Below are 25,578 nucleotides of genomic sequence, written 5' to 3'. Positions count from 1 at the left end.
AAATGGCTGGTTTAAAACTACAGGCAGTAACCAAAAGCTGGGACGGCAAAACCCAGGTGATTAAACCGCTGACGCTGGACGTCGCGGACGGGGAATTTATCGTGATGGTTGGCCCATCCGGCTGCGGAAAGTCTACGCTGCTGCGGATGGTGGCTGGGCTGGAGCGGGTGAGCGGTGGCGATATCTGGATTGATAATAAACGCGTCACCGAGATGGAGCCGAAGGATCGCGGCATAGCGATGGTCTTTCAAAACTACGCGCTCTACCCGCATATGAGCGTGGAAGAAAACATGGCCTGGGGACTGAAAATCCGCGGGATGGGTAAGGAACACATTGCTGAGCGGGTAAATGAGGCGGCGCGTATTCTCGAGCTGGGTGAGCTGCTCAAACGTCGTCCGCGCGAACTTTCTGGCGGTCAGCGCCAGCGCGTAGCGATGGGACGAGCGATTGTGCGCGACCCGGCGGTATTCCTGTTCGATGAGCCGCTTTCTAATCTTGATGCCAAGCTGCGAGTACAGATGCGTCTGGAGTTACAACATCTGCATCGCCGCCTGAAAACCACTTCGCTATACGTGACGCACGACCAGGTTGAAGCGATGACCCTCGCCCAACGAGTGATGGTGATGAACAAAGGCATTGCCGAGCAGGTAGGTACGCCGGTTGAAGTGTATGAAAAACCTGCCAGCCGCTTTGTGGCGAGTTTTATCGGCAGCCCGGCAATGAATCTGCTGGACGGGCGCATCAGCGCCGCGGGCACCCATTTTCAACTGGAGGGCGGCATGACGCTACCCATCGGCAGAAGCGCGAGAGAGTCTATTGGGCGTAAAATGACGTTGGGTATCCGCCCGGAGCATATTGCGCTAAGCTCGCAGGCCGAAGGCGGCGTGCCGTTGGTTGTTGATACACTGGAAATGCTGGGCGCAGATAACCTGGCACACGGACGCTGGGGCGAGCAAAAGCTGGTGGTGCGACTGGCGCATCAGCATCGCCCGACGGCAGGCAGCACGCTGTGGCTGCATCTGCCAGAAAATCATCTGCATCTTTTTGATGGCGAAACAGGACAACGCGTATGAGTAACTGGCCTTACCCCCATATTGTCGCCCATCGTGGCGGCGGTAAGCTGGCCCCGGAAAACACCCTGGCGGCGATCGACGTGGGGGCGCGATACGGGCATACCATGATCGAGTTTGACGCTAAATTGTCGAAAGACGGTGAGATCTTCTTACTGCATGACGACAACCTGGAGCGAACCAGCAACGGCTGGGGCGTGGCAGGCGAGCTGAACTGGCAGGATTTATTGCGCGTGGACGCCGGCGGCTGGTTTAGCGGTGAGTTTAAAGGTGAACCGCTGCCGCTGCTCTCGCAAGTGGCCGAGCGCTGCCGTCAGCATGGAATGATGGCAAATATTGAAATTAAACCCACAACCGGTACCGGAACGCTAACCGGCAAAGTCGTGGCGCTGGCCGCGCGGGAACTGTGGGCGGGAATGACGCCGCCACTGTTGTCATCCTTTGAAATTGATGCACTTGAAGCGGCGCAGCAGGCGGTACCTGAACTGCCGAGAGGCTTGCTGCTTGATGAATGGCGCGAGGACTGGCGCGAGCTGACCACACGGCTTGGATGCGTCTCTATTCATCTTAATCACAAACTGCTGGATGAAGCGCGTGTGGATGCGCTGCGCGATGCGGGGCTACGTATTCTGGTATATACCGTCAACCGACCCCAGCGCGCGGCGGAACTGCTGCGCTGGGGCGTGGACTGCATCTGTACCGATGCCATTGATACGATTGGTCCGGATTTCCAACCTTTTTAAGGCCCAATCGTTTTTAACGGAACGTTAGGCTGCGGCGTGCTGGAGGGCTTCAGCATGTCGCCGTTCTTTTTCTCTGACAGCATATGTTGCTTATTCAGAGAGCTGTCCGGGTTACGGGTTCCACTCAACATCCCACCGTTGCTGTTGGGCAGCATTTGCTGCTGACCGGAATTTAGCTCGCCTGGCTGAGACTGAAGGACCCGCTGGGAGTTGGTGTTAATTTGGTTTTCCAGATGCTGTTGCTGCATACGCGTCTGCGTTTGCAACTGCTGGTTGAGCATCCCTTTCTGCTGAATTTGCTGCGTTTGCATTTGGGTTTGCATACGCTGCTGACTCGGGATCTGATAACCGGGTTGGTTCGGGTTATTCATGGTGTTGATGGGCTGTGCAAAGCCTGCAAACGGCAACAGCATGGCTAAAAGTAAGAGTCGTTTCATCGCTTTTCTCCTCTCGGGGATCTCTTAAGTTTACTCCTTTCTCGCCGTTACGATGATTATTTCAGAGTTATGCACCAGGCTTAGTGGGGGCCGACCCCCATACATCTGGAGAATAACGATGATAAAACCGACGTTTTTACGCCGGGTAGCCATTGCTGCTCTGCTCTCAGGAAGTTGTTTTAGCGTTGCTGCCGCGCCGGCTGCACCACCACCGGTATCTTACGGAGTCGAGGAAGATGTGTTCCATCCCGTACGTGCTAAGCAAGGGATGGTGGCCTCTGTGGATGCTTTAGCTACCCAGGTTGGTGTGGACATTCTTAAACAGGGTGGGAATGCCGTCGATGCCGCCGTGGCCGTTGGCTATGCGCTGGCGGTGACGCATCCCCAGGCGGGCAATCTGGGCGGCGGTGGTTTTATGCTGCTGCGTACCAAAGACGGTAACACCACAGCGATAGATTTTCGTGAAATGGCGCCTGCTGGCGCGACCCGTGACATGTTCCTCGATGAGCAGGGCAACGCCGATGCGAAAAAGTCGCTGACGTCGCATCTGGCATCCGGTACGCCGGGTACCGTGGCGGGTTTCTCGCTGGCGCTGGAGAAATACGGCACGATGCCGCTGAACAAAGTGGTGCGCCCGGCGATGAAGCTAGCGGAAGAGGGCTTTGTGGTTAATGACGCGCTGGCCGACGATCTGAAAACCTATGGCAGCGAAGTGCTCCCTAATCACGAGAACAGCAAAGCCATTTTCTGGAAGGACGGCGAGCCGCTGAAAAAGGGCGACAAGCTGGTGCAAAAGAATCTGGCGAAAAGCCTGGAAATGATTGCCGAGAATGGCCCGGATGCGTTTTATAAAGGGGCGATTGCCGATCAGATAGCCGGGGAAATGCAAAAGAACGGCGGGTTGATGACCAAAGAGGATTTAGCCAGCTATAAAGCCGTGGAGCGCACGCCGATAAGCGGTGACTATCGCGGGTATCAGGTCTTCTCCATGCCACCGCCGTCCTCTGGCGGTATTCACATTGTGCAGATCCTCAATATTCTCGAAAACTTCGATATGAAGAAGTACGGATTTGGCAGCGCCGATGCTATGCAGGTTATGGCTGAAGCGGAGAAATATGCTTACGCCGACCGTTCAGAGTATCTGGGCGACCCGGATTTTGTGAAAGTGCCGTGGCAAGCGCTGACCAACAAAGCCTATGCTAAAACGCTTGCCGATCAGATTGATATCAACAAGGCTAAGCCTTCCAGCCAGATCAAACCTGGCAAACTCGCCCCGTATGAAAGCAACCAGACTACGCACTTCTCGGTAGTGGATAAAGACGGCAATGCCGTGGCGGTAACGTATACCCTGAATACCACCTTCGGGACCGGCATCGTGGCGGGTAACACCGGCATTCTGCTGAATAACGAAATGGACGACTTCTCCGCTAAGCCAGGCGTGCCGAACGTTTATGGACTGGTGGGCGGTGATGCTAACGCGGTTGGGCCGAAGAAGCGTCCGCTGTCATCGATGTCGCCGACTATCGTGGTAAAAGACGGGAAAACCTGGCTGGTGACCGGCAGCCCAGGTGGAAGCCGAATCATCACTACTGTGCTGCAAATGGTGGTCAACAGCATTGATTTCGGGATGAACGTCGCCGAAGCGACCAACGCGCCACGTTTCCATCATCAGTGGTTGCCGGATGAACTGCGCATCGAGAAGGGCTTCAGCCCGGATACAATCAAGCTGCTGGAGCAAAAAGGACAGAAAGTGGCGCTGAAAGAGGCGATGGGCAGCACGCAGAGCATCATGGTTGGACCGGATGGCGCACTGTATGGTGCTTCTGACCCGCGTTCCGTGGATGATTTAACGGCGGGATACTGATTTTTGATTAATAGCCCGGTGTCAGGCACCGGGCGTTTTGTTGGCTATGCCGTGAGTAACCGCGCTGGATTATCAATACAGAGCTTGCGAAGAGTATCGTTGTCTACTCCACGGGCAGCCAGATAGGCGAGGAAAACATTCGGGACAAACCCCCAACCGTTCCCCCCATTTTTTGCCCACATCTGTTTGAGAAAAACATCATGGCTTAAAACTATCTGATCGGCGTAACCCAGTTCAATCAGATGAGCTACCGCATCTGCGGTCTCCTGAACGCCTGGGGCGATACCTTCTTTAGGGAAGGTAATGTCCAGACCAATCATGTCAAATTCAAGCCACACGCCGCGGTCGAGCATTTTACGTTGATAGGCAACATCTTTTCCTGACGGGTCCGAGTGTGCCAGCGAAACTTTTGCCGGAGAGACGTTCATCTCTTCAAGGACAATATCTAGTACCTCATCACCCAGCCGCAGCCACCCTGGCATATGGATATTCATCGCCGTATGGGGATTATTACGTTGTGCCAGAGACGCCGCCCGCAGACTGTTACGTTCCGCTTGGGTAAATGCGGGTGACACGCCAATTTCACCGATCATACCGGCGCGAATATCCGTCTCGCCAATCCCCTGATTCAGTTCCTTATCAATCAGTGCGGCTAATGAATCGACAGGTTTATGGATCCTGGTGCTTTCAAACTTCTCCAGATAAGGTCCTGATGAAGCAACGATATTCAAACCGGTTTTTATTGCCACTTCCCGTAACGATGAAGCGTCCCGACCGATAGACTCAGAACCCGTCGCGTCGACAATCGTCCTGCCTCCTAGTGACATAAAATTATTGATTTCAAAGATGACATCATCAATCTCTTTTCTGTCCATGTTATCGGCGCAGCAGTATGGGTCGTGTTTCAGTCCCCACTGTAGGTCAGCACTGACTTTTTTTCCTACCAGTTGCTGTGAAAAAGCATAATGTGGTTCATCAACAACGGATGACAGATCGTTAAACAGATGCTCATGCGGGAGCGTTAGCCCCATATCAGTGTGCGCCACTGGGCCTGTCACGGTTTGCAGGAAACCTTTCATCCTGACACCTCCATTTTTTGCGCCATTTTGGATGCTTTGTATTCAGGAATGGTGGTAACAATTGCGCCCACTAACGCGAACAACGTGCCGATGATGGTGACCAGATAGACCGTATTGCCTAAGGATGGGATCAATTCATCAATCAATACCGACCCAAGCAACTGGCCTGCGGTAGATGCTACACCCAGCATTAGCAGACCTAAGCCTCTGACCAGAATCGCCATCAGCCCGATGGACAGCAGACCCAGCGGGCCACCGAGATACATCCACCACGTATCGGGTAACTGGACGGTGACATGGCCTAATGCGACACGTATCGCCAGTGCAGCGCCCAGCACACAAAAGCCGACAATGAAGTTCCAGGTAATGGAAACCAGCATAGAGCCCGTGGCCTCGGCAACTTTGGCATTTCCAGCAGGCTGCCAGCCAGCGAGTAATCCTGCCAAAAAAGGAAGGATAGCGAGCAGGATAAAGGAGGTTGAATGCCACTGTGGCGACACGACAAAAATCGTGGCAATAACCGCGAACAATGCGCCAGCAACGCGCCATGGGGTGAAATATTTCTTCTCATCCACACCGACACCAAAACGGTCGCACAGTAGGCCGGAAAGGAGCAGGGCGGAAATTAATGCAGTTTGAAACGTGGCAACGCCCAACGCGCTGGCTGATGCCCCTTCCGAAAATACAACCATCGCTCCACATAATCCGGCAAACCAATTCCACAGCGGGATTTTTCTCTTTTTAATCAGCGTCGGGATCGATGCGAATTGCTGGCGTGTTTCTTTACGCGCAATAATAATGAAAAACATGACGACCAGACCGCTGGCGAACGAGATTACTGCACAAGCATTACCATCTTGCAACCAGTGTCCCAATTGCCCATTAACGGCAGACTGCATTGGGGAAAGCATACCGGCTAAGATGGTTGCAAGCATCAGTAAGGGAGTTGAGTACTTATTTTTGTTCATACATCAATCCTTGTATTTTATAAAAGGAGTAACTTTCGTTACTCCATTGTTTTTTATTTTCTGGCGATGAATTGAAGCGTGTTAACCCACAGGTCGGTATAAAACGGCCAGGACATAAATTGCTGTGTTCCCCAGTGTGGAGAACAGTCGCTCATGAAGCAGGCGGTTTTACCCTGTTGGTATTCACCGAACACTAACAGCGGGTCATTATTTATTGTTAAAACAACATCGGCATCTTCTCTGGCGACAACCTGGTTATATCCAAGAAATACCGGGTAGTCTGAGAATCCGTTAACGACAGGATGTTCCGGGGAGATAGCCTCAGCGCAGATACCCTCTGGTTTTTCTACCCGGTCATCGCCGTCAAGCATAATAACTGGCAAAACCTCGGCAAGAATGGTGTTCTTGTAATTAGCCTTGGCCTCAATGCCCATAAATGACAGATAGCCGCCAATCATGAGCAGACCACCACCATTTCTGACATACTCTTTAATTGATTCCAGAGCATTTGGCTTTATTTTTAGCTGATAGAACGTCTCGTTTTGCAACAGGAACGTATTGCTGCCGATATCGCTAATAACAATGACATCATAACGGTTTAGTTCATCAATGCTTTCTGGAAATGCAATTTGCACGGTGTGAGCCGGCATATAATCAATTTCTACACCACCTTTCTTTAAGCATTCAAGCAACCATGTAGCACCTTCTTCATATTTACTGGAGGTAAAACTGTCATAGCCTTTTGAATGAATCATATGAATATGCCAGGATTCTCCAATAAAGAGCACCTTTAGTTTTTTCTGCGTATTGTTCATAGTCTGCTCCTTGATTTAGTGAGTAGAGATAGTTTGTTTGTAATGTGAGCCCTGAATGCGATGAAGAACGGATTCGTTTTCTGGCATGTCAGAGGCATTGGGTGTTTCAACAGCAAGCGAGGCGAATGCGCTCGCGTAGCACAATGCAGATGCCAGTGATTTTCCTTTAGCAAGGCCAGACGCGAGTGCGCCATTGAAGGCATCGCCAGCGCCAGCCGTATTTTTTACAACGGCCGGAAATGCCGGAGAATAGATGAATTGCGTTCCGTCATAAGCGAGAGAACCTTTGCTACCCAATGTGATAATGGTATTTTTGACACCTTTTTGATGAATAATCTTTGCTGCACATTTGGCTGATTCAATATCGTTGACGGACATGTTTGCCAGCAGACCAGCTTCGGTTTCATTTGGCGTGATATAATCGATGTCATCAATGATGGTATTAACCATTTCATTATATGGCGCTGGGTTAATAATGACCGGGATATCATTTTTCTGTGCGAGACGAATGGTTTGTTGAAGTGCCTCGTAATTTGTCTCCAGTTGTACGAGAACAATATCTGAATGAACGATGGCTTCTTTTTGTATGGTGATTTCATCAGGTGAAATTGTCATGTTAGCACCTGGATAGATAGCGATGACGTTATCCCCGGTATCTCCATTCACCATAATAGTCGCTGTACCTGTCTGTGTTTCTTTGGTCTGATAGATAACGCTTTTATGGATTTTTGATGAGTTTATAAAATTAATGGCGTAATCACTGAAATGGTCTGACCCTACTTTAGTAATAAAATGCACATCAGAATCGGCATAGCTTGCCGCTAATGCCTGATTGCATCCTTTACCACCGGGCGAAAAAATAAATTTATCGGCAAGCAATGATTCGCCTGTCGAGGGTAGCCTCGGTAGGTAACTGATAATATCAACATTGAACGAGCCAATAACACATACATTATTCTTCATGGCAGAGAGACCTTTTTTTATTTTCTGCGCTGATTCATATTTTTCCAGCACATAAGCAATTTCGTTTTTTGCAACGTTATCAAGAGAGTCAAGGGTAATAAATGCACCACCATGACAGCGAGTGAGATATCCCTGCCCGGCAAGTTCATTGAGATCTGAGCGAATAGTTTCCTTTGTTACCTTGAGACTTTTCGCCAGATTTGAAACTTTTACAACTCCCGAAATACTGATTTCTTTCAATATTCTATGATGGCGTTCAAATTTCATTTTTTACCTCACCGTGGTTAAGTTAGTCCCAGGGGAAGTATATTGTTGTGATTGTCACCATAAAGTGATGGCAGAAACCAAAAAAAAACAAAAATGTAATATTAATATTATTAAAGTTACGAAAAATAGCGATGAAGATAGAAAGCTGAATCACCATATAATTCAGGTGGTTGTTAAGCCTGAACATGACGGTGGGGGAAGGCGATAGGCTGTAATCAACAACTCTATGTCAGGACTGGATGGCGCTTCCGTTCTTGAATTTTTCGGTGGGATATAAAAAGAATGGCCTACAGCGTTTTGAACGATGTAGGCCTGACTGGTAGGTTATGGCGCATATCGCTGCAGTGATTCGGACCAGCGGAATATTTGGCTGCTTTTATCCTGTAGGTTAACGCGCTCTAAGTCATAAAACCCGTGCGTCTTTGCCGATCGCATTTTGAGAATGTACTTACTTTCGCTGATGTTGTGCTGCCTTGTGCCGTCTTTATTCCAGTCTCCGGCGATGTCTGAATAGTAATAAACAAGGTCAGAAAACACGTTGATTATCTTGCTGTCTTTGATGGTGTAGAGTTCCAGCACTTCATAAAATGCGCCGCCGCCGGAATACGCATCAGAGTATCCACCCCGCACCCCGAATGCCAGGGTATCGGGTGCTATCCGGTACGGTGCCAGATCCAGCTTTGTATAATAAGCCAGCGGTCTGACGGACTCATCATCGCTCTCTTTTTCAGCGGCTTTATTCCATTCTGAGAGCTGGTTTAACGGTTTTTCCGAGCGTGCAATCGGCGTTAGCTGTGGATTCTGCCAGGAAAACACGCCGAGATATAATTTATTAGCGCGCCCGTTGCTGTAGTTTTCCGGGCAGGTGTTATCCGCGTATTTTTTTGCTTGCTCGGCGTCAGCCTTATTATCGGCAAAACAAGCAATGCCAATATATTTACCGTCTTTTCCCCAAGATTTAGCACCAGTCAGGATCAGGTTGTCAGGATCTTCATTCGGTGCAACCCAGGCAATCCACTGCTTTTCAGATAAGCCCTGAGGAAGCTCACCAAATCCTTTCGCGGGTGTTGCTCCCGCCATTTGTTCAGCGAAAATCTGTTTACCTTCCGGATGTTGGATGGCACTGGGTACAGAATCGAGATTTTGTACGGTAGTGGCAAAAGCAGGGGAGAGCAAGGCCAGCAACACCAGGGGAAGAAACTTTTTCACTATTGCGTCCTTTCAATAAGCAGGGCGATATGACTCGCCCTTAAATTTATTTCACGCGCGCCATAAAGTAGGCATCAACATACTCACCGTTGCGCAGGCCGTATTTCTTACCGGTGCCTTCGATTTCAAAGCCGTACTTCTTATAGACTGCTACAGCAGGCTCATTATCAACAAATACCGTCAGCTCAATGCGCTCGACGCGCAGCCAGTTGTCGCACATGTCGATCATCGTACGAATCAGCGCGCTGGCAACGCCACGATTGTGCCACCTGGCATCCACGCAGATACCAAAATCGGCCACGTGGCTGCGGCGCGGGCGCTGCGCGACCTCAATACAGAGATGCCCCACGACGATACCGTCAATGCAGGCAACCAGTTGTTTGACACCGGCTTGCTCGGTTAGCCGTGCTTGCCACATTTCGAGGGAAGGATGAGGAACCTGTAGCGTGTTGTGGTACACCTCCGGCTGGGCGTGGATCTGACGAATTGCGTCGTAATCTTTCGGTTCAGCGTGGCGTATCACTATCTCACTCATTCCTTATCTCCTGCAGGGTTAATTGTGCATTTACACTCGCTGAGAAAGAAAAATCCGTCAACTGCATTTTTTTGCAAAAAGAAGTAGACAAGTGCGAATGAGAATGATTATTATTGCTCTGCGTTCAGGGGAACCCCTACGGAGAACCTGAAAGCACGACATTGCTCACATTGCTTCCAGTATTACTTTAGCCAGCTTTTGCTGGCTTTTTTTTTGGCTGGGTTTCGGGCTAGTTTGCTTGCCAGCTTAATCCCGGGCTGTGCTCGCAATCCTCACGTACTCTGTGTACGCTCCGGTTGCTGCGCGCAGGCCGTGAATAATCTGCCTACGCCACTTACGCCCGATCTTTTGGCTGTATAATGCGGTAGGCCGGATAAGGCAACGCCGCATCCGGCACGATGACAGGATGGATTCAGTCTCCAGCCGCTTTGCGCTATGGTGTAGACAATCACCTTCAAAAGGATCGTCTCATGACCTTACACTGCGCATTTATTGGTTTTGGTAAAAGCACCACCCGCTACCATTTGCCGTACGTCCTCAACCGCAAAAATAGCTGGCACGTCGCGCACATTTTCCGCCGCAACGCCAGGCCGGAAGAGCAGGCGCCGCAGTATTCACATATTCACTTCACCAGCGACCTCGACGAGATCTTAAACGATCCGCAGGTGAAGCTGGTGATCGTCTGTACCCATGCTGACAGCCATTTTGAATACGCCAAACGCGCGCTGGAAGCGGGTAAAAATGTGCTGGTTGAGAAACCCTTCACCCCAACGCTTGCGCAAGCAAAAGAGTTGTTTGAGCTAGCGCAAAGCAAAGGGCTGACCGTTACGCCGTATCAGAATCGTCGTTTTGACTCCTGTTTCCTCACCGCTAAAAAAGCGATTGAGAGCGGCAAGCTCGGCAAGATTGTTGAGGTTGAAAGCCATTTCGATTACTACCGTCCTGAAGTAGAAACCAAGCCGGGACTGCCGCAGGACGGCGCGTTTTATGGTCTGGGCGTACACACCATGGATCAGATTATCTCGTTGTTCGGACGCCCCGATCATGTGGCCTACGACATCCGCAGCCTGCGCAACAAAGCGAACCCGGACGATACCTTTGAAGCGCAGCTGTTTTACGGCGACCTGAAAGCCATTGTTAAAACCAGCCATCTGGTGAAAATCGACTATCCGAAGTTTATCGTGCATGGCACCAAAGGCTCGTTTGTGAAGTACGGTATCGACCAGCAGGAAACCAGCCTGAAGGCTAATATCATGCCGGGTGAGCCAGGTTTCGCTGCCGATGATTCCATTGGAATGCTGGAATATGTCAACGATGACGGCATCACGGTGAAAGAAGAGGTGAAGCCGGAAGTGGGCGATTACGGTCGCGTCTATGATTCGCTGTACCAGACGCTGACCGCCGGTACGCCTAATTACGTCAAGGAATCTGAAGTTCTTACCAACCTGGAGATCCTCGAACGCGCCTTTGAACAGGCAACGCCTGCCACGATAACCCTCGCCAAATAGCCTGCACAGACTCCTCTGGTCTTGTTCATATTTTTTGAACAGAGGGGTCAATTTTCACCCTCTATGATCCCAGACGGATTGAGTCCACACTTACTCCATCGAAAACATCTGGGGGTGAACACAATGATCTACTTACGCAAAGCTAACGACCGTGGCCACGCTAATCATGGCTGGCTTGATTCCTGGCATACCTTCTCTTTTGCCAACTACTATGACCCGAACTTTATGGGGTTCTCGGCACTGCGCGTGATTAACGATGACGTGATCGATGCAGGTCAGGGATTTGGTACTCACCCCCATAAAGACATGGAAATCCTGACCTACGTGCTGGAAGGCGCGGTAGAGCATCAGGACAGCATGGGCAATAAAGAGCAGGTTCCGGCCGGTGAGTTTCAGATTATGAGCGCCGGGACGGGGATCCGTCACTCGGAGTACAACCCGAGCAATACTGAGAAGCTGCATCTGTATCAGATCTGGATCATGCCGCAGGAGAACGGTATTACTCCGCGTTATGAACAGCGTCGTTTTGATGCCGCTCAGGGTAAACAACTGGTGCTGTCGCCGGATGCCCGTGATGGTTCACTGAAAGTGTACCAGGATATGGAGCTGTACCGTTGGGCGCTGGTCAAAGATGAGCAGTCAGTGCATCAAATTGCTGCCGAACGCCGCGTCTGGATCCAGGTGGTAAAAGGTAACGTGACGATTAACGGGACCAAAGCGACCACCAGCGACGGTCTGGCAATCTGGGATGAACAGGCAATTTCTATTCATGCCGACAGCGACAGTGAAGTGTTACTGTTTGACCTGCCGCCAGTATAAAAATACACGTCATCCTTCAAGCCGCATCTGTGTTGGCTTTCCTCGCTCACCCCGGTTGCGTACTTAATGTACGCTCCCGGGGATTCACTGCGTCGCCGCCTTGATGCAACTCGAATGATTTTGTGTATTTATCACAATAAAAACTCCTTTTTTTCTCTGCAAAGGTTCACGCACGTCCGTGGTAAACTGGGGGAATCTATCCCTTTTTAACGCTTCAGGACGATGAAAAAGAAAAGACCCGTACTTCAGGATGTAGCCGACCGCGTGGGCGTGACCAAAATGACGGTCAGTCGCTTTTTGCGTAACCCGGAGCAGGTCTCCGTGGCGCTGCGGGGCAAAATTGCCGCTGCACTTGATGAGCTGGGTTATATTCCCAATCGCGCTCCTGATATCCTTTCTAACGCCACCAGCCGCGCTATCGGCGTGCTGTTACCGTCTCTCACTAACCAGGTTTTTGCTGAAGTGCTACGCGGCATTGAGGCCGTCACCGACGCCCATGGTTATCAAACCATGCTCGCGCACTACGGCTATAAGCCTGAGATGGAACAAGAGCGCCTGGAATCGATGCTGTCGTGGAATATCGATGGCCTGATCCTCACCGAACGTAGCCATACGCCCCGTACGCTGAAAATGATTGAAGTTGCCGGTATCCCGGTGGTTGAATTGATGGACAGCCAGTCTCCGTGTCTGGATATCGCCGTCGGTTTCGACAACTTCGAAGCCGCGCGTCAGATGACTGCCGCTATTATCGCCCGCGGGCACCGTCATGTAGCCTATCTTGGCGCACGTCTTGATGAGCGTACTATCATCAAACAGAGAGGCTACGAACAGGCAATGCGCGATGCCAACCTGGTGCCGTACAGCGTGATGGTGGAACAGTCTTCTTCCTACTCCTCCGGTATTGAACTCATCCGTCAGGCGCGGCGCGAATACCCGCAGCTCGACGGCATTTTCTGTACCAACGATGACCTGGCGGTAGGGGCGGCCTTCGAATGCCAGCGTTTAGGGCTGAAAATCCCGGATGACATGGCGATTGCCGGATTCCACGGTCACGACATCGGGCAGGTGATGGAGCCGCGTCTGGCGAGTGTGCTCACGCCGCGTGAACGGATGGGAAGCATTGGCGCAGAACGCCTGCTGGCGCGCATTCGTGGTGAAGCAGTCACGCCTAAAATGTTAGATTTAGGTTTCACCTTGTCACCGGGCGGATCTATTTAAGCCAACAACTTTGAAGTAGCTCACACTTATACACTTCAAGCACGAATGGATATTGCTTCTCTATTTATCCGGCTGGACAATGTTACCGATAACAGTTACCCGTAACAATTTCCTGATTCTTGTACCAGTGGGGGCAACGCTTTGAGCACGACTAATCATGATCACCACGTTTACGTTCTGATGGGCGTATCGGGCAGCGGTAAATCTGCTGTCGCCAGCGAAGTGGCGCATCAACTGCAGGCCGCGTTTCTTGATGGCGATTTTCTCCATCCGCGCAGCAACATCATGAAAATGGCTTCCGGTGAGCCACTCAACGATGACGACCGTAAACCGTGGCTACAGGCGCTGAATGACGCCGCTTTTGCGATGCAGCGTACCAACAAGGTTTCGCTGATCGTCTGTTCTGCCTTGAAAAAAGTCTACCGCGACCAGTTGCGCGACGGTAACCCGAACCTCTCTTTCATTTATCTGAAAGGGGATTTTGACGTTATCGAAAGCCGTCTGAAGGCGCGTAAAGGCCACTTCTTCAAAACACAGATGCTGGTTACCCAGTTTGAAGCGCTGGAAGAACCGGGTGCGAATGAAAACGATGTACTGGTGGTCGATATCGATCAACCACTGGACGGTGTGGTCGCCAGCACCATTGAGGTTATTAACCAAGGCAGTAAGTAGTGAGCACATTAACGCTTGTTTTAACAGCAGTAGGGTCCGTTTTATTACTGCTGTTTTTAGTGATGAAGGCGCGTATGCACGCCTTCGTTGCTTTGATGGTGGTATCCATTGGTGCAGGTCTCTTTTCCGGTATGCCGCTCGATAAAATCGCGGCGACCATGGAAAAAGGGATGGGAGGCACGCTCGGTTTCCTGGCGATTGTGGTGGCGCTGGGGGCGATGTTCGGCAAGATTTTGCATGAGACCGGCGCGGTCGATCAGATTGCCGTCAAAATGCTGAAATCCTTCGGTCACAGCCGCGCACATTACGCGATTGGCCTGGCCGGTCTGATTTGCGCGCTGCCGCTGTTCTTTGAGGTGGCGATTGTGCTACTGATTAGCGTAGCGTTTTCAATGGCACGCCACACCGGTACTAACCTGGTTAAGCTGGTCATTCCGCTGTTTGCGGGCGTGGCGGCTGCCGCAGCGTTCCTGCTGCCGGGGCCTGCGCCGATGCTGCTGGCCTCTCAGATGCACGCCGACTTTGGCTGGATGATCCTGATTGGCCTGTGCGCCGCGATTCCGGGCATGATTATCGCCGGGCCGCTGTGGGGTAATTTCATCAGCCGTTACGTTGAGCTGCACGTACCGGAAGACATTACCGAGCCGCATCTGGGCGAAGGCAAAATGCCCTCCTTTGGCTTCAGCTTATCGCTTATCCTGCTGCCGCTGGTGCTGGTTGGTCTGAAAACCATCGCCGCACGCTTTGTTCCGGTCGGTTCTTCAACCTACGAATGGTTCGAGTTTATCGGTCATCCGTTTACCGCGATTCTGGTTGCCTGTCTGGTGGCGATTTATGGTCTGGCGGTGCGCCAGGGCATGCCAAAAGACCGCGTGATGGAGATCTGCGGCCATGCGCTGCAGCCAGCGGGGATTATTCTGCTGGTGATTGGCGCGGGCGGCGTGTTCAAACAGGTGCTGGTAGATTCCGGTGTTGGTCCTGCACTGGGCGAAGCGTTAACCGGTATGGGCTTGCCGATCGCTATCACCTGCTTCGTGCTGGCGGCGGCGGTGCGTATCATTCAGGGGTCCGCGACAGTGGCCTGCTTAACGGCGGTCGGTCTGGTGATGCCAGTGATTGAGCAACTGAACTACTCCGGTGCTCAGATGGCGGCGCTGTCTATCTGTATCGCGGGCGGCTCTATCGTGGTCAGCCATGTTAACGACGCTGGTTTCTGGTTGTTCGGTAAATTTACCGGCGCGACTGAAGCGCAAACGCTGAAGACCTGGACGATGATGGAAACCATCCTCGGTACGGTTGGCGCGATTGTCGGTATGATTGCTTTCCAGCTGTTGAGCTGATGGCATTGCCCGGTGGCGCTTGCGCTTACCGGGCCTGGAAACGAGCACATATCGACACCGTAGGCCGGGTAAGGCGAAGCCGCCACCCGGCTTTTTTACAGCACCATCACCCCATCCTCGGTTTTCAACCAACGCGGCGCTTTTAGCGTATCGGCGAAATAGCCCACTAAATCCTGCAGTAAATCACCCGCCACGCGTTCCATCTCGTCAGACAGCGTTTTACTCATCAGTAAATGCGTCAAAAGCTGGCAGTAACGCCCCATCTGATCTGGTTCGGGTTCAAAGAGGGGAGAGCGGGTCGGTAAGGTTTCTACCGTCAGGCTGGCCTGTAGATGCTGCGGTACAGGCTCCGTTAAGGTTGGTTGCAATAGTGCCAGACAGGCCGACAGGCGCGCGCACATCGCCAGTTTTTCAACCGGGTCATGACATTCAACAAGCCCTTCGACAAAACGCTCACAGTTATCCGCCAACTCGGTGAAGTCCGTGGCATGGCTAAAGGGCAGGGTAAATAAAGAGTGTGAAAAGAGAGGGGTAGTCGCCATAGGGCAGCCTCCAATGAGTGAAATTTACCACCACCGAAGGGACCAACCTTTTGGTGGCGGGCTGAACGGAGTTGGTCCTACCGGCCTCATTGGATACCGGCGCGTCTTACGACGCCACCGTCCAGCCCACCATAGAGGTGTAACTGGTCGCACGACAAAAGTGATTTTATCGCGAATGAGGTAATCAGGGGACCAATCCCGGCACCTGGTTTTGCAGGTGCAGCGAGAAGATAATGCTAATCCGCGATGCTGACAAGAGGGCATTCCGGAAGGCGCTTCGCAGAAATGAAAATAGATAGACTAGCTCTACTAGTACTGTGTAAATAACCAGATAAATAAATTTAATCTGGGTCAAATGAGTGATAGACTATCACCAATGAGACCCATTGGAGGTGCTATGTCTGAATTTGAATTACTTGCCCAGAATCTTTTACTGAAATCTGAAGAAGAAGAAAAACAGCGGCAAGATAATGATAAAGAGCTGATTAAAAAGGTCTTGGAAATCTACGATCAGAAATATGTTGCTGAGTTATTGAGGAAAGTAGGTAAAAATGAATGGAGCAGAGAGACTCTTAATCGCTGGATTAATGGCAAATGCAGCCCTAAATCGTTGACCTCTGCAGAGGAGATTTTACTCAAAAAAATGCTCCCTGAACCTCCGAAGCATCATCCTAACTATGCCTTTCGGTTTATTGACTTGTTTGCAGGCATTGGTGGTATTCGTAAAGGGTTTGAGTCCATCGGTGGCCAGTGTGTATTTACTAGTGAATGGAATAAAGAAGCAGTTCGAACTTACAAAGCTAATTGGTTTAATGATGAGGATGAACATCAGTTCAATCTCGATATCCGAGAAGTCACGTTAAGTGATAGGGATGATATAGCAGAAATTGATGCTTATAAGCATATAAATGAACACATTCCAGATCATGATGTGCTTTTAGCTGGTTTCCCTTGCCAACCCTTCAGTTTGGCTGGTGTTAGTAAAAAAAACTCGCTCGGGAGAGCGCATGGGTTTGAATGCGAAGCTCAAGGGACGTTGTTTTTCGATGTCGCTCGTATCATTAAATCAAAAAAACCAGCAATCTTTGTGCTTGAAAATGTTAAAAACCTTAAAAGCCATGATAAAGGTAAAACTTTCAAAGTCATCATGGATACGCTTGATGAATTAGGATATGAGGTCGCAGATTCTGCTGTTTCTGGCTCAGATGACCCCAAAATAATTGATGGGAAGCATTTCCTTCCTCAGCATCGAGAACGTATTGTTTTAGTTGGTTTCCGGCGAGACCTTAACATTCATGAAGGGTTTACGTTAAGGGATATTAGCCGATTTTATCCTGAGAAAAGACCTACGTTTGGTGAGTTGCTTGATCCAGTAGTGGATAGCAAATATATATTAACGCCAAAGCTATGGGAGTATCTTTATAACTATGCCAAAAAACACGCAGCCAAAGGAAATGGGTTTGGATTTGGTCTTGTAGACCCTAAAAAACCTGATAGTGTTGCCCGTACGTTGTCTGCTCGCTACCATAAAGATGGATCTGAAATTTTGATTGATCGTGGTTGGGATAAAGCATTAGGTGAAGCTGACTTCAGTAATGAGAATAACCAAGCTAACCGTCCTAGAAGACTTACACCACATGAGTGTGCAAGGTTAATGGGGTTTGAAAGACCCGGTGGAAAGCCTTTCAGGATACCAGTCTCGGATACACAGTCTTATCGACAGTTTGGTAATTCTGTCGTTGTTCCGGTATTTGAAGCTGTTGCACGTTTGCTTGAATCCTATATTACTAAGGCAGTATCAGTACAAGCATGCAAGAGTGAGAAATAGTGGCTAATAATCTCCGGCTTTTCGCCGGAGACGTATTTATGGTTGTTCACTATAAAGATCTATCAGCTCGGAAATAAATGAGCCTAAAGATATTAATTCTTTCCGAATATTCTCTGGGTATTTTTTATGTAATGGTAAAGGTACAACTAGTTTGACACCTGCACTCTGCATTTCTCTAAACTGGGTAAGTGAAACACCTTCTTGAAGTGTGAATAGATGGATTTTATTTATTTTATCAGCTTCATTTAGAACTTGCCTCCATCTGTCTTTACATGTTGTTTTGACAGCCAGCATACGAAGTTTTTCATTGGGAAAAAGCTCGTTATGATAGGCTTCGGAGGAAGGGAAAATGAAATCAGGCTTTTTGTTTCCCTCAGTTACGCTCTGGGTTGTAAAATGCTTGAGACCATGTTCAAGGAAAAGTTGTTCGAGATGAAGTTCGAGTGATTTCCCAGCTCGAGACTTACGCCTGTTACTAACAGAGTTTGCCATTGCGATAAAATCATTAACAGATCCGAATCCTTTACGGATGATATCGAGTACATGTATCTCCTCGACCATAAGGAAGATATCGTACTCAATTTGACGGCGTTTTATAAGTTGCTCATCTGGGCACTTGGATTCTGCTGTGTAATATATTGCTGAATATTTTATTATTTCATTTCCTGATGGGAAATCCTGCTCCCATTGTTTTGGTATTGTATACTCTTTTTGTTTTGCTCTCGGCTGTGGCGCTAAACCACCTAAAATTTCGTAAGCGGGTCCAAATAGCCATGTTCCGGGAATGATTTCCCCAAGAGCTGATTCGACAATATCTTCCTCCTCAGGTCCATTGCATACCCATATATCAACGCCTTTACTATCGCACTTAGGTTCATGTTCAAAAACTAGAATAGTAAGTGCACCTGTATTTTCTGGATTCTGAAGAGGACTACCTGGACCCCAGCGAGTGATACGCTTCTCGTTCCTTGTACCCCCGAAAAATTTATTGTTGTAATAGATTGCTCTTGCTTCAGTATCAGCGCAGGCATGCGAGGAGTAGCTTGCCTGAATCAATGCAGAAGGATTTCGCTCCGTTCTGTGATTAATCGATGGAAAAAGCTCTTCTACAATCTCTGAGGGAATGTATAGGCCAACCTGATGGCCTCCTGTCGCTCCTGTATCGTTTGCTGAAAGGCGTTTGATAAAAATAAAATAATTCTCGTTTGCTTTATCGAGGAGCCAACCCTGAAAACCAGACATTATGTATCCTTACTTTTAAAGTGGTAATCAACTGCAACAGCTTAACTAGAACGGACAGCTTTTGAACAGTAGGTTTTATCTTCAAAACTTGGAAAAAATCTAATTGTAATAGTCACGAGAAGGGAACTTTTACCCCTTCATCCACATCCTTACACCGTCGAGGAACATCTGGGTTGCCATCATCACCAGAATCAGCCCCATCAGGCGCTCCAGCGCGTTAACCCCTTTCTCTCCCAGCAGGCGTAAAAATAGCGAAGACTGCAGCAAAATCACGAATGTGCCGCCCCAGGCGATCAGCAGCGCAATCACCAGGTGCCCCATCTGGTTTGGATACTGATGCGACAACAACATTAATGAGGCCAGGATTGTCGGCCCGGCTACCAGCGGAATCGCCAGCGGTACGATAAACGGCTCTTCACCAGCCGGAAGCCCGGTGCTATTCCCGGTGGCGCTGGGGAAAATCATCTTAATGGCGATCAGGAACAGAATGATGCCCCCGGAGATCGATACGGTTTCTGCACGCAGGTTAAGAAATGCCAGAATTTTCTCGCCCGCAAACAGGAATATCAGCATCACCAACAGCGCAATAAACAGCTCGCGAATCATAATCGCGCGGCGACGTTTTGGTTCGGTATGTTTCAATACGGACATGAAAATGGGCAGATTTCCGAGCGGATCCATAATCAGGATCAATAAAACTGCCGCTGAAATGATTTCATTCATAACTCAAATTCCCTGATAATTACCGCGGACTTTCTGCTTGCTTGCGCAGCGGGATAAGTCGCATTACTGATGGCTTCGCTATCATTGATTAATTTCACTTGCGACTTTGGCTGCTTTTTGTATGGTGAAGGATAGGCCAGTAGGATACTGGTTAGCATACACAGCACACATCTCTGCAGGAAAAAACGCTATGAAAAATGTTGGTTTTATCGGCTGGCGCGGTATGGTCGGCTCTGTTCTCATGCAACGCATGGTTGAGGAGCGTGACTTCGACGCCATTCGCCCTGTTTTCTTTTCTACTTCCCAGCTTGGGCAGGCGGCACCGACGTTCGGTGGCACCGCGACCGGCACACTTCAGGACGCTTTTGATCTGGATGCGCTGAAGGCGCTCGATATCATCGTGACCTGTCAGGGCGGCGATTATACCAACGAAATCTATCCAAAGCTTCGTGAAAGCGGTTGGCAAGGTTACTGGATTGACGCAGCCTCTTCGCTGCGGATGAAAGACGATGCCATCATTATTCTCGATCCGGTTAACCAGGATGTCATCACCGACGGCCTGAATAAAGGTATTAAGACCTTTGTCGGCGGCAACTGTACCGTTAGCCTGATGCTGATGTCTCTCGGTGGCCTGTTTGCCAATGACCTGGTTGACTGGGTTTCCGTGGCAACCTATCAGGCGGCTTCCGGCGGCGGCGCGCGCCATATGCGTGAGCTGCTGTCTCAGATGGGTCATCTGTATGGCCATGTGGCCGAGGAACTGGCGACCCCTTCCTCTGCTATTCTCGACATCGAACGTAAAGTGACGACCCTGTCCCGCAGCGGCGAACTGCCGGTTGATAACTTTGGCGTACCGCTGGCCGGTAGCCTGATTCCGTGGATCGACAAACAGCTCGATAACGGTCAGAGCCGCGAAGAGTGGAAGGGACAGGCGGAAACCAACAAAATTCTCAACACGTCTTCCGTGATCCCGGTTGATGGTCTGTGCGTGCGCGTCGGCGCGCTGCGCTGCCACAGCCAGGCGTTCACCATTAAACTGAAAAAAGATGTGTCTATTCCGACCGTGGAAGAACTGCTGGCGGCGCACAATCCGTGGGCCAAAGTTGTACCAAACGATCGGGATATCACCATGCGTGAGCTAACCCCGGCGGCCGTCACCGGCACGCTGACCACGCCAGTAGGCCGTCTGCGTAAGCTGAACATGGGACCGGAGTTCCTGTCAGCCTTTACCGTGGGCGACCAGTTGCTGTGGGGTGCTGCGGAGCCATTGCGCCGTATGCTGCGCCAATTGGCGTAATAGTTTGTTAACGATCAAGGGGTGAGGAATCACCCCTTTTTTTGCGTAATACAGGAGTAAGCGCAGATGTTTCATTTTTTACCAGGAGTAAGATAAAGCATTGGCTATTCTTTAAGGGTGACTTAGTACCGGAGGTATTAAGTTGTTGCCTGAAGGTGGGACGACGCAGAGAGGATGCACAATTGTGCTGCGCCGTTCAGGTCAAAAAAAGTGTCACTACCTGATGTCGAAAATCAGTTGGAAGGGGTGACACCATAAAACAGGATGACAACCATGTCCGTTCGTATCGATAGAGACGTGATTAATGCGCTAATTGCAGGCCATTTTGCGGATCCTTTTTCCGTACTCGGTATGCACCAAACTGATGCTGGACTCGAAGTCCGCGCCCTATTACCTGACGCCACCGAAGTGTGGGTGATCGAACCCAAAACCGGACGCAAAGTCGGCAAGCTGGATTGCCTCGACTCTCGCGGTTTTTTCTGTGCAGTACTTCCCCGCCGTAAAAATTTCTTTCGCTATCAGCTGGCCGTTGTCTGGCATGGACAGCAGAATCTGATTGATGACCCTTATCGTTTTGGTCCGCTGATCCAGGATATGGATGCATGGCTGTTATCTGAAGGTACGCATCTGCGACCTTACGAAACGCTGGGTGCGCATGCGGATACCATGGATGGCGTCACCGGTACGCGTTTCTCCGTCTGGGCACCCAACGCCCAGCGTGTTTCGGTGGTTGGTCAGTTCAACTACTGGGATGGCCGTCGCCACCCGATGCGCCTGCGTAAAGAAAGCGGTATCTGGGAGTTGTTTATCCCCGGTGCGCAGCATGGTCAGCTGTATAAATACGAGATGATCGATGCCAACGGTAAGCTGCGGATTAAAGCCGACCCTTACGCGTTTGAAGCGCAAATGCGCCCGGAAACCGCGTCACTTATTTGCGGTCTGCCGGAAAAAGTGGTGCAAAGCGAGGAGCGTAAAAAAGCCAATCAGTTTGATGCGCCGATCTCTATCTATGAAGTACATCTGGGTTCATGGCGTCGTCATACCGATAACAACTTCTGGCTGAGCTACCGCGAGCTGGCGGATCAGTTAGTGCCTTACGCCAAGTGGATGGGCTTTACCCACCTCGAACTGTTGCCGATTAACGAGCATCCGTTCGACGGTAGCTGGGGTTACCAACCCACCGGCATGTATGCGCCGACCCGTCGCTTCGGGACTCGCGATGATTTCCGCTATTTCGTGAATGCCGCGCATCAGGCGGGGCTGAACGTCATTCTCGACTGGGTGCCGGGCCATTTCCCATCGGACGACTTTGGTCTGGCAGAGTTTGATGGCACTAACCTTTATGAGCACAGCGACCCGCGCGAAGGGTATCACCAGGACTGGAACACGCTGATCTACAACTACGGTCGCCGTGAAGTCAGCAACTACCTGGTGGGTAATGCTCTGTACTGGATTGAACGTTTTGGGATCGACGCGTTGCGCGTGGATGCCGTGGCGTCGATGATTTATCGCGACTACAGCCGCAAAGAAGGGGAATGGATCCCAAACGAATTTGGTGGTCGTGAAAACCTTGAAGCCATTGAGTTTTTGCGCAATACCAACCGCATTCTTGGCGAGCAAGTTCCGGGCGCGGTGAGCATGGCGGAAGAGTCCACCGACTTTGCCGGCGTTTCAAGACCACAGGATATGGGCGGTTTAGGGTTCTGGTATAAGTGGAACCTCGGCTGGATGCACGACACGCTGGACTACATGAAGCTGGACCCGATTCATCGTCAGTACCATCACGACAAGCTGACCTTCGGCATGCTGTACAACTACACCGAAAACTTTGTCCTGCCGCTGTCGCATGATGAAGTGGTACACGGTAAAAAATCCATTCTCGATCGCATGCCGGGAGACGCATGGCAGAAGTTTGCCAACCTGCGCGCCTACTACGGCTGGATGTGGGCCTTCCCGGGCAAAAAACTGCTGTTTATGGGCAACGAGTTTGCGCAGGGACGTGAATGGAACCATGACGCCAGCCTCGACTGGCACCTGCTGGAAGGTGGCGATAACTGGCACCACGGCGTACAGCGTCTGGTGCGCGATCTGAACCACACCTACCGTCATCACAAAGCGCTGCACGAGCTCGACTTTGACGCCTATGGCTTTGAGTGGCTGGTGGTAGATGACAATGAACGTTCGGTGCTGGCTTTCGTGCGTCGTGACAAGGTCGGCAATGAAATCATCGTGGTCAGTAACTTTACGCCTGTGCCCCGCCACGGCTATCGCTTCGGTATCAATCAGCCAGGCAAATGGCGTGAGATCCTCAATACCGACTCGATGCATTACCACGGCAGCAATACCGGTAACGGCGGTGCGGTGCACAGCGATGAAATCGCCAGCCATGGTCGTCAGCACTCACTGAGCCTCACGTTACCGCCGTTGGCAACGATTTGGCTGGTCCGGGAGGGGTAATGACGCAACTGGCAACCGGCAACGCCACCCCCCATGGTGCAACGTATGACGGCCATGGTGTCAATTTCACACTCTTCTCGGCCCACGCTGAACGCGTTGAATTATGCGTATTCGATGAGCAAGGGTGCGAACTTCGCTATGACCTGCCGGGGCGTAGCGGTGATGTCTGGCATGGCTATCTGGCCAACGCCCGGCCCGGTCTGCGCTATGGCTATCGTGTTCATGGCCCATGGCAACCGCAGCAGGGCCACCGGTTTAATCCGGCCAAGCTGCTGCTTGACCCTTGCGCCCGTCGGGTGGATGGCGAGTTAAAAGATAACCCGCTGCTGCACGGTGGGCTAAATGAACCGGATCATCATGATAATGCCACCATCGCGCTGAAGGGCGTGGTGGTGTCCGATCATTATGACTGGGAGGATGATGCCCCGCCGCGCACGCCGTGGGGCAATACCGTGATTTACGAAGCGCATGTCAAAGGGTTGACGTATTTGCATCCTGAGCTGCCGGAAGAGATTCGCGGAACCTACAAAGCGCTGGGCCATCCAGTGATGATCGATTACTTCAAGCGCCTCGGCATTACCGCGCTGGAGCTGCTGCCGGTGGCGCATTTTGCCAGCGAACCACGGCTTCAACGGCTGGGGCTGTCGAACTATTGGGGCTACAACCCGGTAGCGATGTTCGCGCTGCATCCGGCCTATGCCTGTTCGCCGGAGAGTGCGCTTGATGAGTTTCGCGACGCGGTAAAAGCGCTGCACAAAGCGGGGATTGAGGTCATTCTCGATATCGTTTTGAACCACAGCGCCGAGCTGGATCTCGAAGGCCCCGTCTTCTCGCTGCGCGGAATTGATAACCGTAGCTATTATTGGATCAGGGACGATGGTGATTACTACAACTGGACCGGTTGTGGGAACACCCTCAATCTGAGCCATCCCGGCGTTGTGGAATACGCATGTGAATGCCTGCGCTACTGGGTTGAAACCTGCCATGTGGATGGTTTTCGTTTTGATTTGGCTTCCGTCATGGGGCGTACACCTGCGTTTCGTCAGGATGCGCCGCTGTTTACCGCGATCCAAAACTGTCCGCAGCTCTCACGCGTTAAGCTGATTGCGGAACCGTGGGATATTGGTGAAGGCGGCTATCAGGTGGGGAATTTCCCTCCGCCGTTTGCCGAGTGGAATGACCATTTCCGCGATGCGACCCGACGCTTCTGGCTCCAGCGTAATCTCTCGTTGGGTGAGTTTGCCGGGCGTTTTGCCGCATCAAGCGACGTGTTTAAACGCAATGGTCGCAAACCCAGCGCGACGGTCAATCTGGTGACTGCGCACGACGGTTTTACGCTACGCGACTGTGTGTGCTTCACAAATAAGCACAATGAAGCGAATGGTGAGGAAAATCGCGACGGCACTAGCAATAACTACAGCGACAATCATGGTAAAGAAGGATTAGGCGGCACGCTGGACCTGGTTGAGCGGCGGCGCGACAGCATTCATGCGCTGTTAACCACGCTGTTGCTCTCCCAGGGGACGCCGATGTTGCTGGCGGGCGATGAGCATGGTCATAGCCAGCACGGCAACAATAACGCTTACTGCCAGGATAACGTCCTAACCTGGCTGGACTGGCAGCAGGCAAACAGCGGACTAACCACATTTACCGCAGCCCTGATCCATCTTCGTCAGCAAATTCCTGCATTAACGGGTGATCGCTGGTGGGAAGAGGGCGATGGCAATGTTCGTTGGCTGAATAAGTACGCACAACCCTTAAGTGCGGATGAGTGGCAAAACGGCCCGAGGCAGATGCAAATCCTGCTTTCAGACCGTTTTCTGATTGCAATAAATGCCACGCTTGAGGTGACAGATATCGTTTTACCTGAAGGGGGATGGTGCGCCGTTCCCCCATTTGCCGGAGAGGATAATCCGGTGCTTACGGCTGTCTGGCAGGGACCTGCGCACGGACTGTGTGTGTTCCAGAGAAGATAAAAAAGG

Annotated in this window: 22 protein-coding genes; 12 read left to right on the top strand and 10 right to left on the bottom strand. The window is 51.0% G+C overall.

From position 1 onward, the window contains the following. Window positions 1–2: 2 nt before the first annotated feature. Window positions 3–1,073: a sn-glycerol-3-phosphate import ATP-binding protein UgpC gene (locus OGY71_RS14610; protein WP_003827587.1), complete on the top strand. Its 1,071-nt coding sequence runs from the start codon at window positions 3–5 to the stop codon at window positions 1,071–1,073. Next, entirely contained in the window at window positions 1,070–1,813 is a 744-nt protein-coding gene (gene ugpQ / locus OGY71_RS14605; protein WP_003827589.1) for a glycerophosphodiester phosphodiesterase, read from the top strand. Before OGY71_RS14610 ends, ugpQ begins: the two co-directional genes overlap by 4 nt. Here the strand turns inward: ugpQ and OGY71_RS14600 are convergent. Beyond that, window positions 1,810–2,250, bottom strand: a complete 441-nt coding sequence (locus tag OGY71_RS14600; RefSeq protein ID WP_003827591.1) for a DUF2756 family protein — start codon at window positions 2,248–2,250, stop codon at window positions 1,810–1,812. The two genes, ugpQ and OGY71_RS14600, sit on opposite strands and share 4 nt — an antisense overlap. Before the next feature lie 118 nt (window positions 2,251–2,368). Between OGY71_RS14600 and ggt the strand changes: the two genes are divergently transcribed. Further along, complete coding sequence (gene ggt / locus OGY71_RS14595; RefSeq protein ID WP_003827593.1) at window positions 2,369–4,114, top strand: gamma-glutamyltransferase; 1,746 nt, start codon at window positions 2,369–2,371, stop codon at window positions 4,112–4,114. A 44-nt stretch (window positions 4,115–4,158) separates the two neighbouring features. On the opposite strand, the gene OGY71_RS14590 is transcribed toward ggt, so the two are convergent. From OGY71_RS14590 to yhhY, 6 genes are all read right to left on the bottom strand, one after another. Beyond that, window positions 4,159–5,193 carry a phosphotriesterase family protein gene (locus tag OGY71_RS14590; protein ID WP_003827595.1) on the bottom strand — a complete coding sequence of 345 codons (1,035 nt, stop codon included), beginning with the start codon at window positions 5,191–5,193 and terminating at the stop codon, window positions 4,159–4,161. Continuing rightward, on the bottom strand, window positions 5,190–6,161 hold the full coding sequence (locus OGY71_RS14585; protein ID WP_003827596.1) for a DMT family transporter: 972 nt from the start codon (window positions 6,159–6,161) through the stop codon (window positions 5,190–5,192). The genes OGY71_RS14590 and OGY71_RS14585 overlap by 4 nt, the downstream gene beginning before the upstream one ends. Window positions 6,162–6,214: 53 nt before the next feature. Beyond that, window positions 6,215–6,976, bottom strand: a complete 762-nt coding sequence (locus OGY71_RS14580; RefSeq protein ID WP_003827597.1) for a glutamine amidotransferase — start codon at window positions 6,974–6,976, stop codon at window positions 6,215–6,217. Between the two features lie 15 nt (window positions 6,977–6,991). Continuing rightward, a complete protein-coding gene (locus OGY71_RS14575; RefSeq protein ID WP_003827600.1) occupies window positions 6,992–8,206 on the bottom strand; it encodes a PfkB family carbohydrate kinase in 1,215 nt (404 codons plus the stop codon). Between the two features lie 324 nt (window positions 8,207–8,530). Further along, window positions 8,531–9,415 carry a hypothetical protein gene (locus tag OGY71_RS14570; protein WP_003827602.1) on the bottom strand — a complete coding sequence of 295 codons (885 nt, stop codon included), beginning with the start codon at window positions 9,413–9,415 and terminating at the stop codon, window positions 8,531–8,533. A 46-nt stretch (window positions 9,416–9,461) separates the two neighbouring features. Then, window positions 9,462–9,950: an N-acetyltransferase gene (yhhY, locus tag OGY71_RS14565; protein ID WP_003827604.1), complete on the bottom strand. Its 489-nt coding sequence runs from the start codon at window positions 9,948–9,950 to the stop codon at window positions 9,462–9,464. Between the two features lie 470 nt (window positions 9,951–10,420). Here yhhY and OGY71_RS14560 point away from each other — a divergent pair, with 470 nt between their 5' ends. The 5 genes from OGY71_RS14560 to gntU all read left to right on the top strand — a co-directional run bounded on the left by OGY71_RS14560 (window position 10,421) and on the right by gntU (window position 15,507). Then, a complete protein-coding gene (locus OGY71_RS14560; protein ID WP_003827606.1) occupies window positions 10,421–11,458 on the top strand; it encodes an oxidoreductase in 1,038 nt (345 codons plus the stop codon). Window positions 11,459–11,581: 123 nt separating this feature from the next. Further along, window positions 11,582–12,277: a quercetin 2,3-dioxygenase gene (yhhW, locus tag OGY71_RS14555; protein WP_003023472.1), complete on the top strand. Its 696-nt coding sequence runs from the start codon at window positions 11,582–11,584 to the stop codon at window positions 12,275–12,277. 222 nt (window positions 12,278–12,499) lie between these two features. After that, window positions 12,500–13,495: a gluconate operon transcriptional repressor GntR gene (gntR, locus tag OGY71_RS14550; RefSeq protein WP_003023473.1), complete on the top strand. Its 996-nt coding sequence runs from the start codon at window positions 12,500–12,502 to the stop codon at window positions 13,493–13,495. A gap of 141 nt (window positions 13,496–13,636) precedes the next feature. Beyond that, entirely contained in the window at window positions 13,637–14,167 is a 531-nt protein-coding gene (gntK, locus tag OGY71_RS14545; RefSeq protein ID WP_003023475.1) for a gluconokinase, read from the top strand. Then, window positions 14,167–15,507 (top strand): gluconate transporter, encoded by a 1,341-nt coding sequence (gntU, locus tag OGY71_RS14540; RefSeq protein WP_003827609.1) that lies wholly within the window; start codon window positions 14,167–14,169, stop codon window positions 15,505–15,507. Before gntK ends, gntU begins: the two co-directional genes overlap by 1 nt. A gap of 95 nt (window positions 15,508–15,602) precedes the next feature. On the opposite strand, the gene OGY71_RS14535 is transcribed toward gntU, so the two are convergent. Further along, window positions 15,603–16,049 (bottom strand): hypothetical protein, encoded by a 447-nt coding sequence (locus OGY71_RS14535; RefSeq protein ID WP_149335481.1) that lies wholly within the window; start codon window positions 16,047–16,049, stop codon window positions 15,603–15,605. A 397-nt stretch (window positions 16,050–16,446) separates the two neighbouring features. Between OGY71_RS14535 and OGY71_RS14530 the strand changes: the two genes are divergently transcribed. Then, entirely contained in the window at window positions 16,447–17,877 is a 1,431-nt protein-coding gene (locus tag OGY71_RS14530; protein WP_286613440.1) for a DNA cytosine methyltransferase, read from the top strand. Window positions 17,878–17,913: 36 nt separating this feature from the next. Here the strand turns inward: OGY71_RS14530 and OGY71_RS14525 are convergent, their stop codons facing one another. Further along, the gene (locus tag OGY71_RS14525; protein WP_286613439.1) at window positions 17,914–19,119 is read right to left on the bottom strand and encodes a type II restriction endonuclease; all 1,206 of its coding nucleotides are present in this window, start codon (window positions 19,117–19,119) and stop codon (window positions 17,914–17,916) included. A 129-nt stretch (window positions 19,120–19,248) separates the two neighbouring features. Next, complete coding sequence (gene yhgN, locus OGY71_RS14520; RefSeq protein WP_003023480.1) at window positions 19,249–19,842, bottom strand: NAAT family transporter YhgN; 594 nt, start codon at window positions 19,840–19,842, stop codon at window positions 19,249–19,251. Window positions 19,843–20,032: 190 nt separating this feature from the next. Here yhgN and asd point away from each other — a divergent pair, with 190 nt between their 5' ends. The 3 genes from asd (at window position 20,033) to glgX (ending at window position 25,572) form a co-directional block, all read left to right on the top strand. After that, complete coding sequence (asd, locus tag OGY71_RS14515) at window positions 20,033–21,139, top strand: aspartate-semialdehyde dehydrogenase (RefSeq protein ID WP_003827614.1); 1,107 nt, start codon at window positions 20,033–20,035, stop codon at window positions 21,137–21,139. 273 nt (window positions 21,140–21,412) lie between these two features. Next, entirely contained in the window at window positions 21,413–23,596 is a 2,184-nt protein-coding gene (glgB, locus tag OGY71_RS14510) for a 1,4-alpha-glucan branching enzyme (RefSeq protein ID WP_003827616.1), read from the top strand. Next, the gene (glgX, locus tag OGY71_RS14505) at window positions 23,596–25,572 is read left to right on the top strand and encodes a glycogen debranching protein GlgX (RefSeq protein WP_286613438.1); all 1,977 of its coding nucleotides are present in this window, start codon (window positions 23,596–23,598) and stop codon (window positions 25,570–25,572) included. Before glgB ends, glgX begins: the two co-directional genes overlap by 1 nt. The last annotated feature ends 6 nt before the right edge of the window (window positions 25,573–25,578 follow it).

Source organism: Citrobacter sp. Cpo109 (assembly GCF_030332565.1).
GTDB lineage: Bacteria > Pseudomonadota > Gammaproteobacteria > Enterobacterales > Enterobacteriaceae > Citrobacter > Citrobacter portucalensis.
The sequence above is the reverse complement of the archived record's forward strand: the minus strand, read 5'-3'. Positions and strand labels throughout refer to the sequence as shown.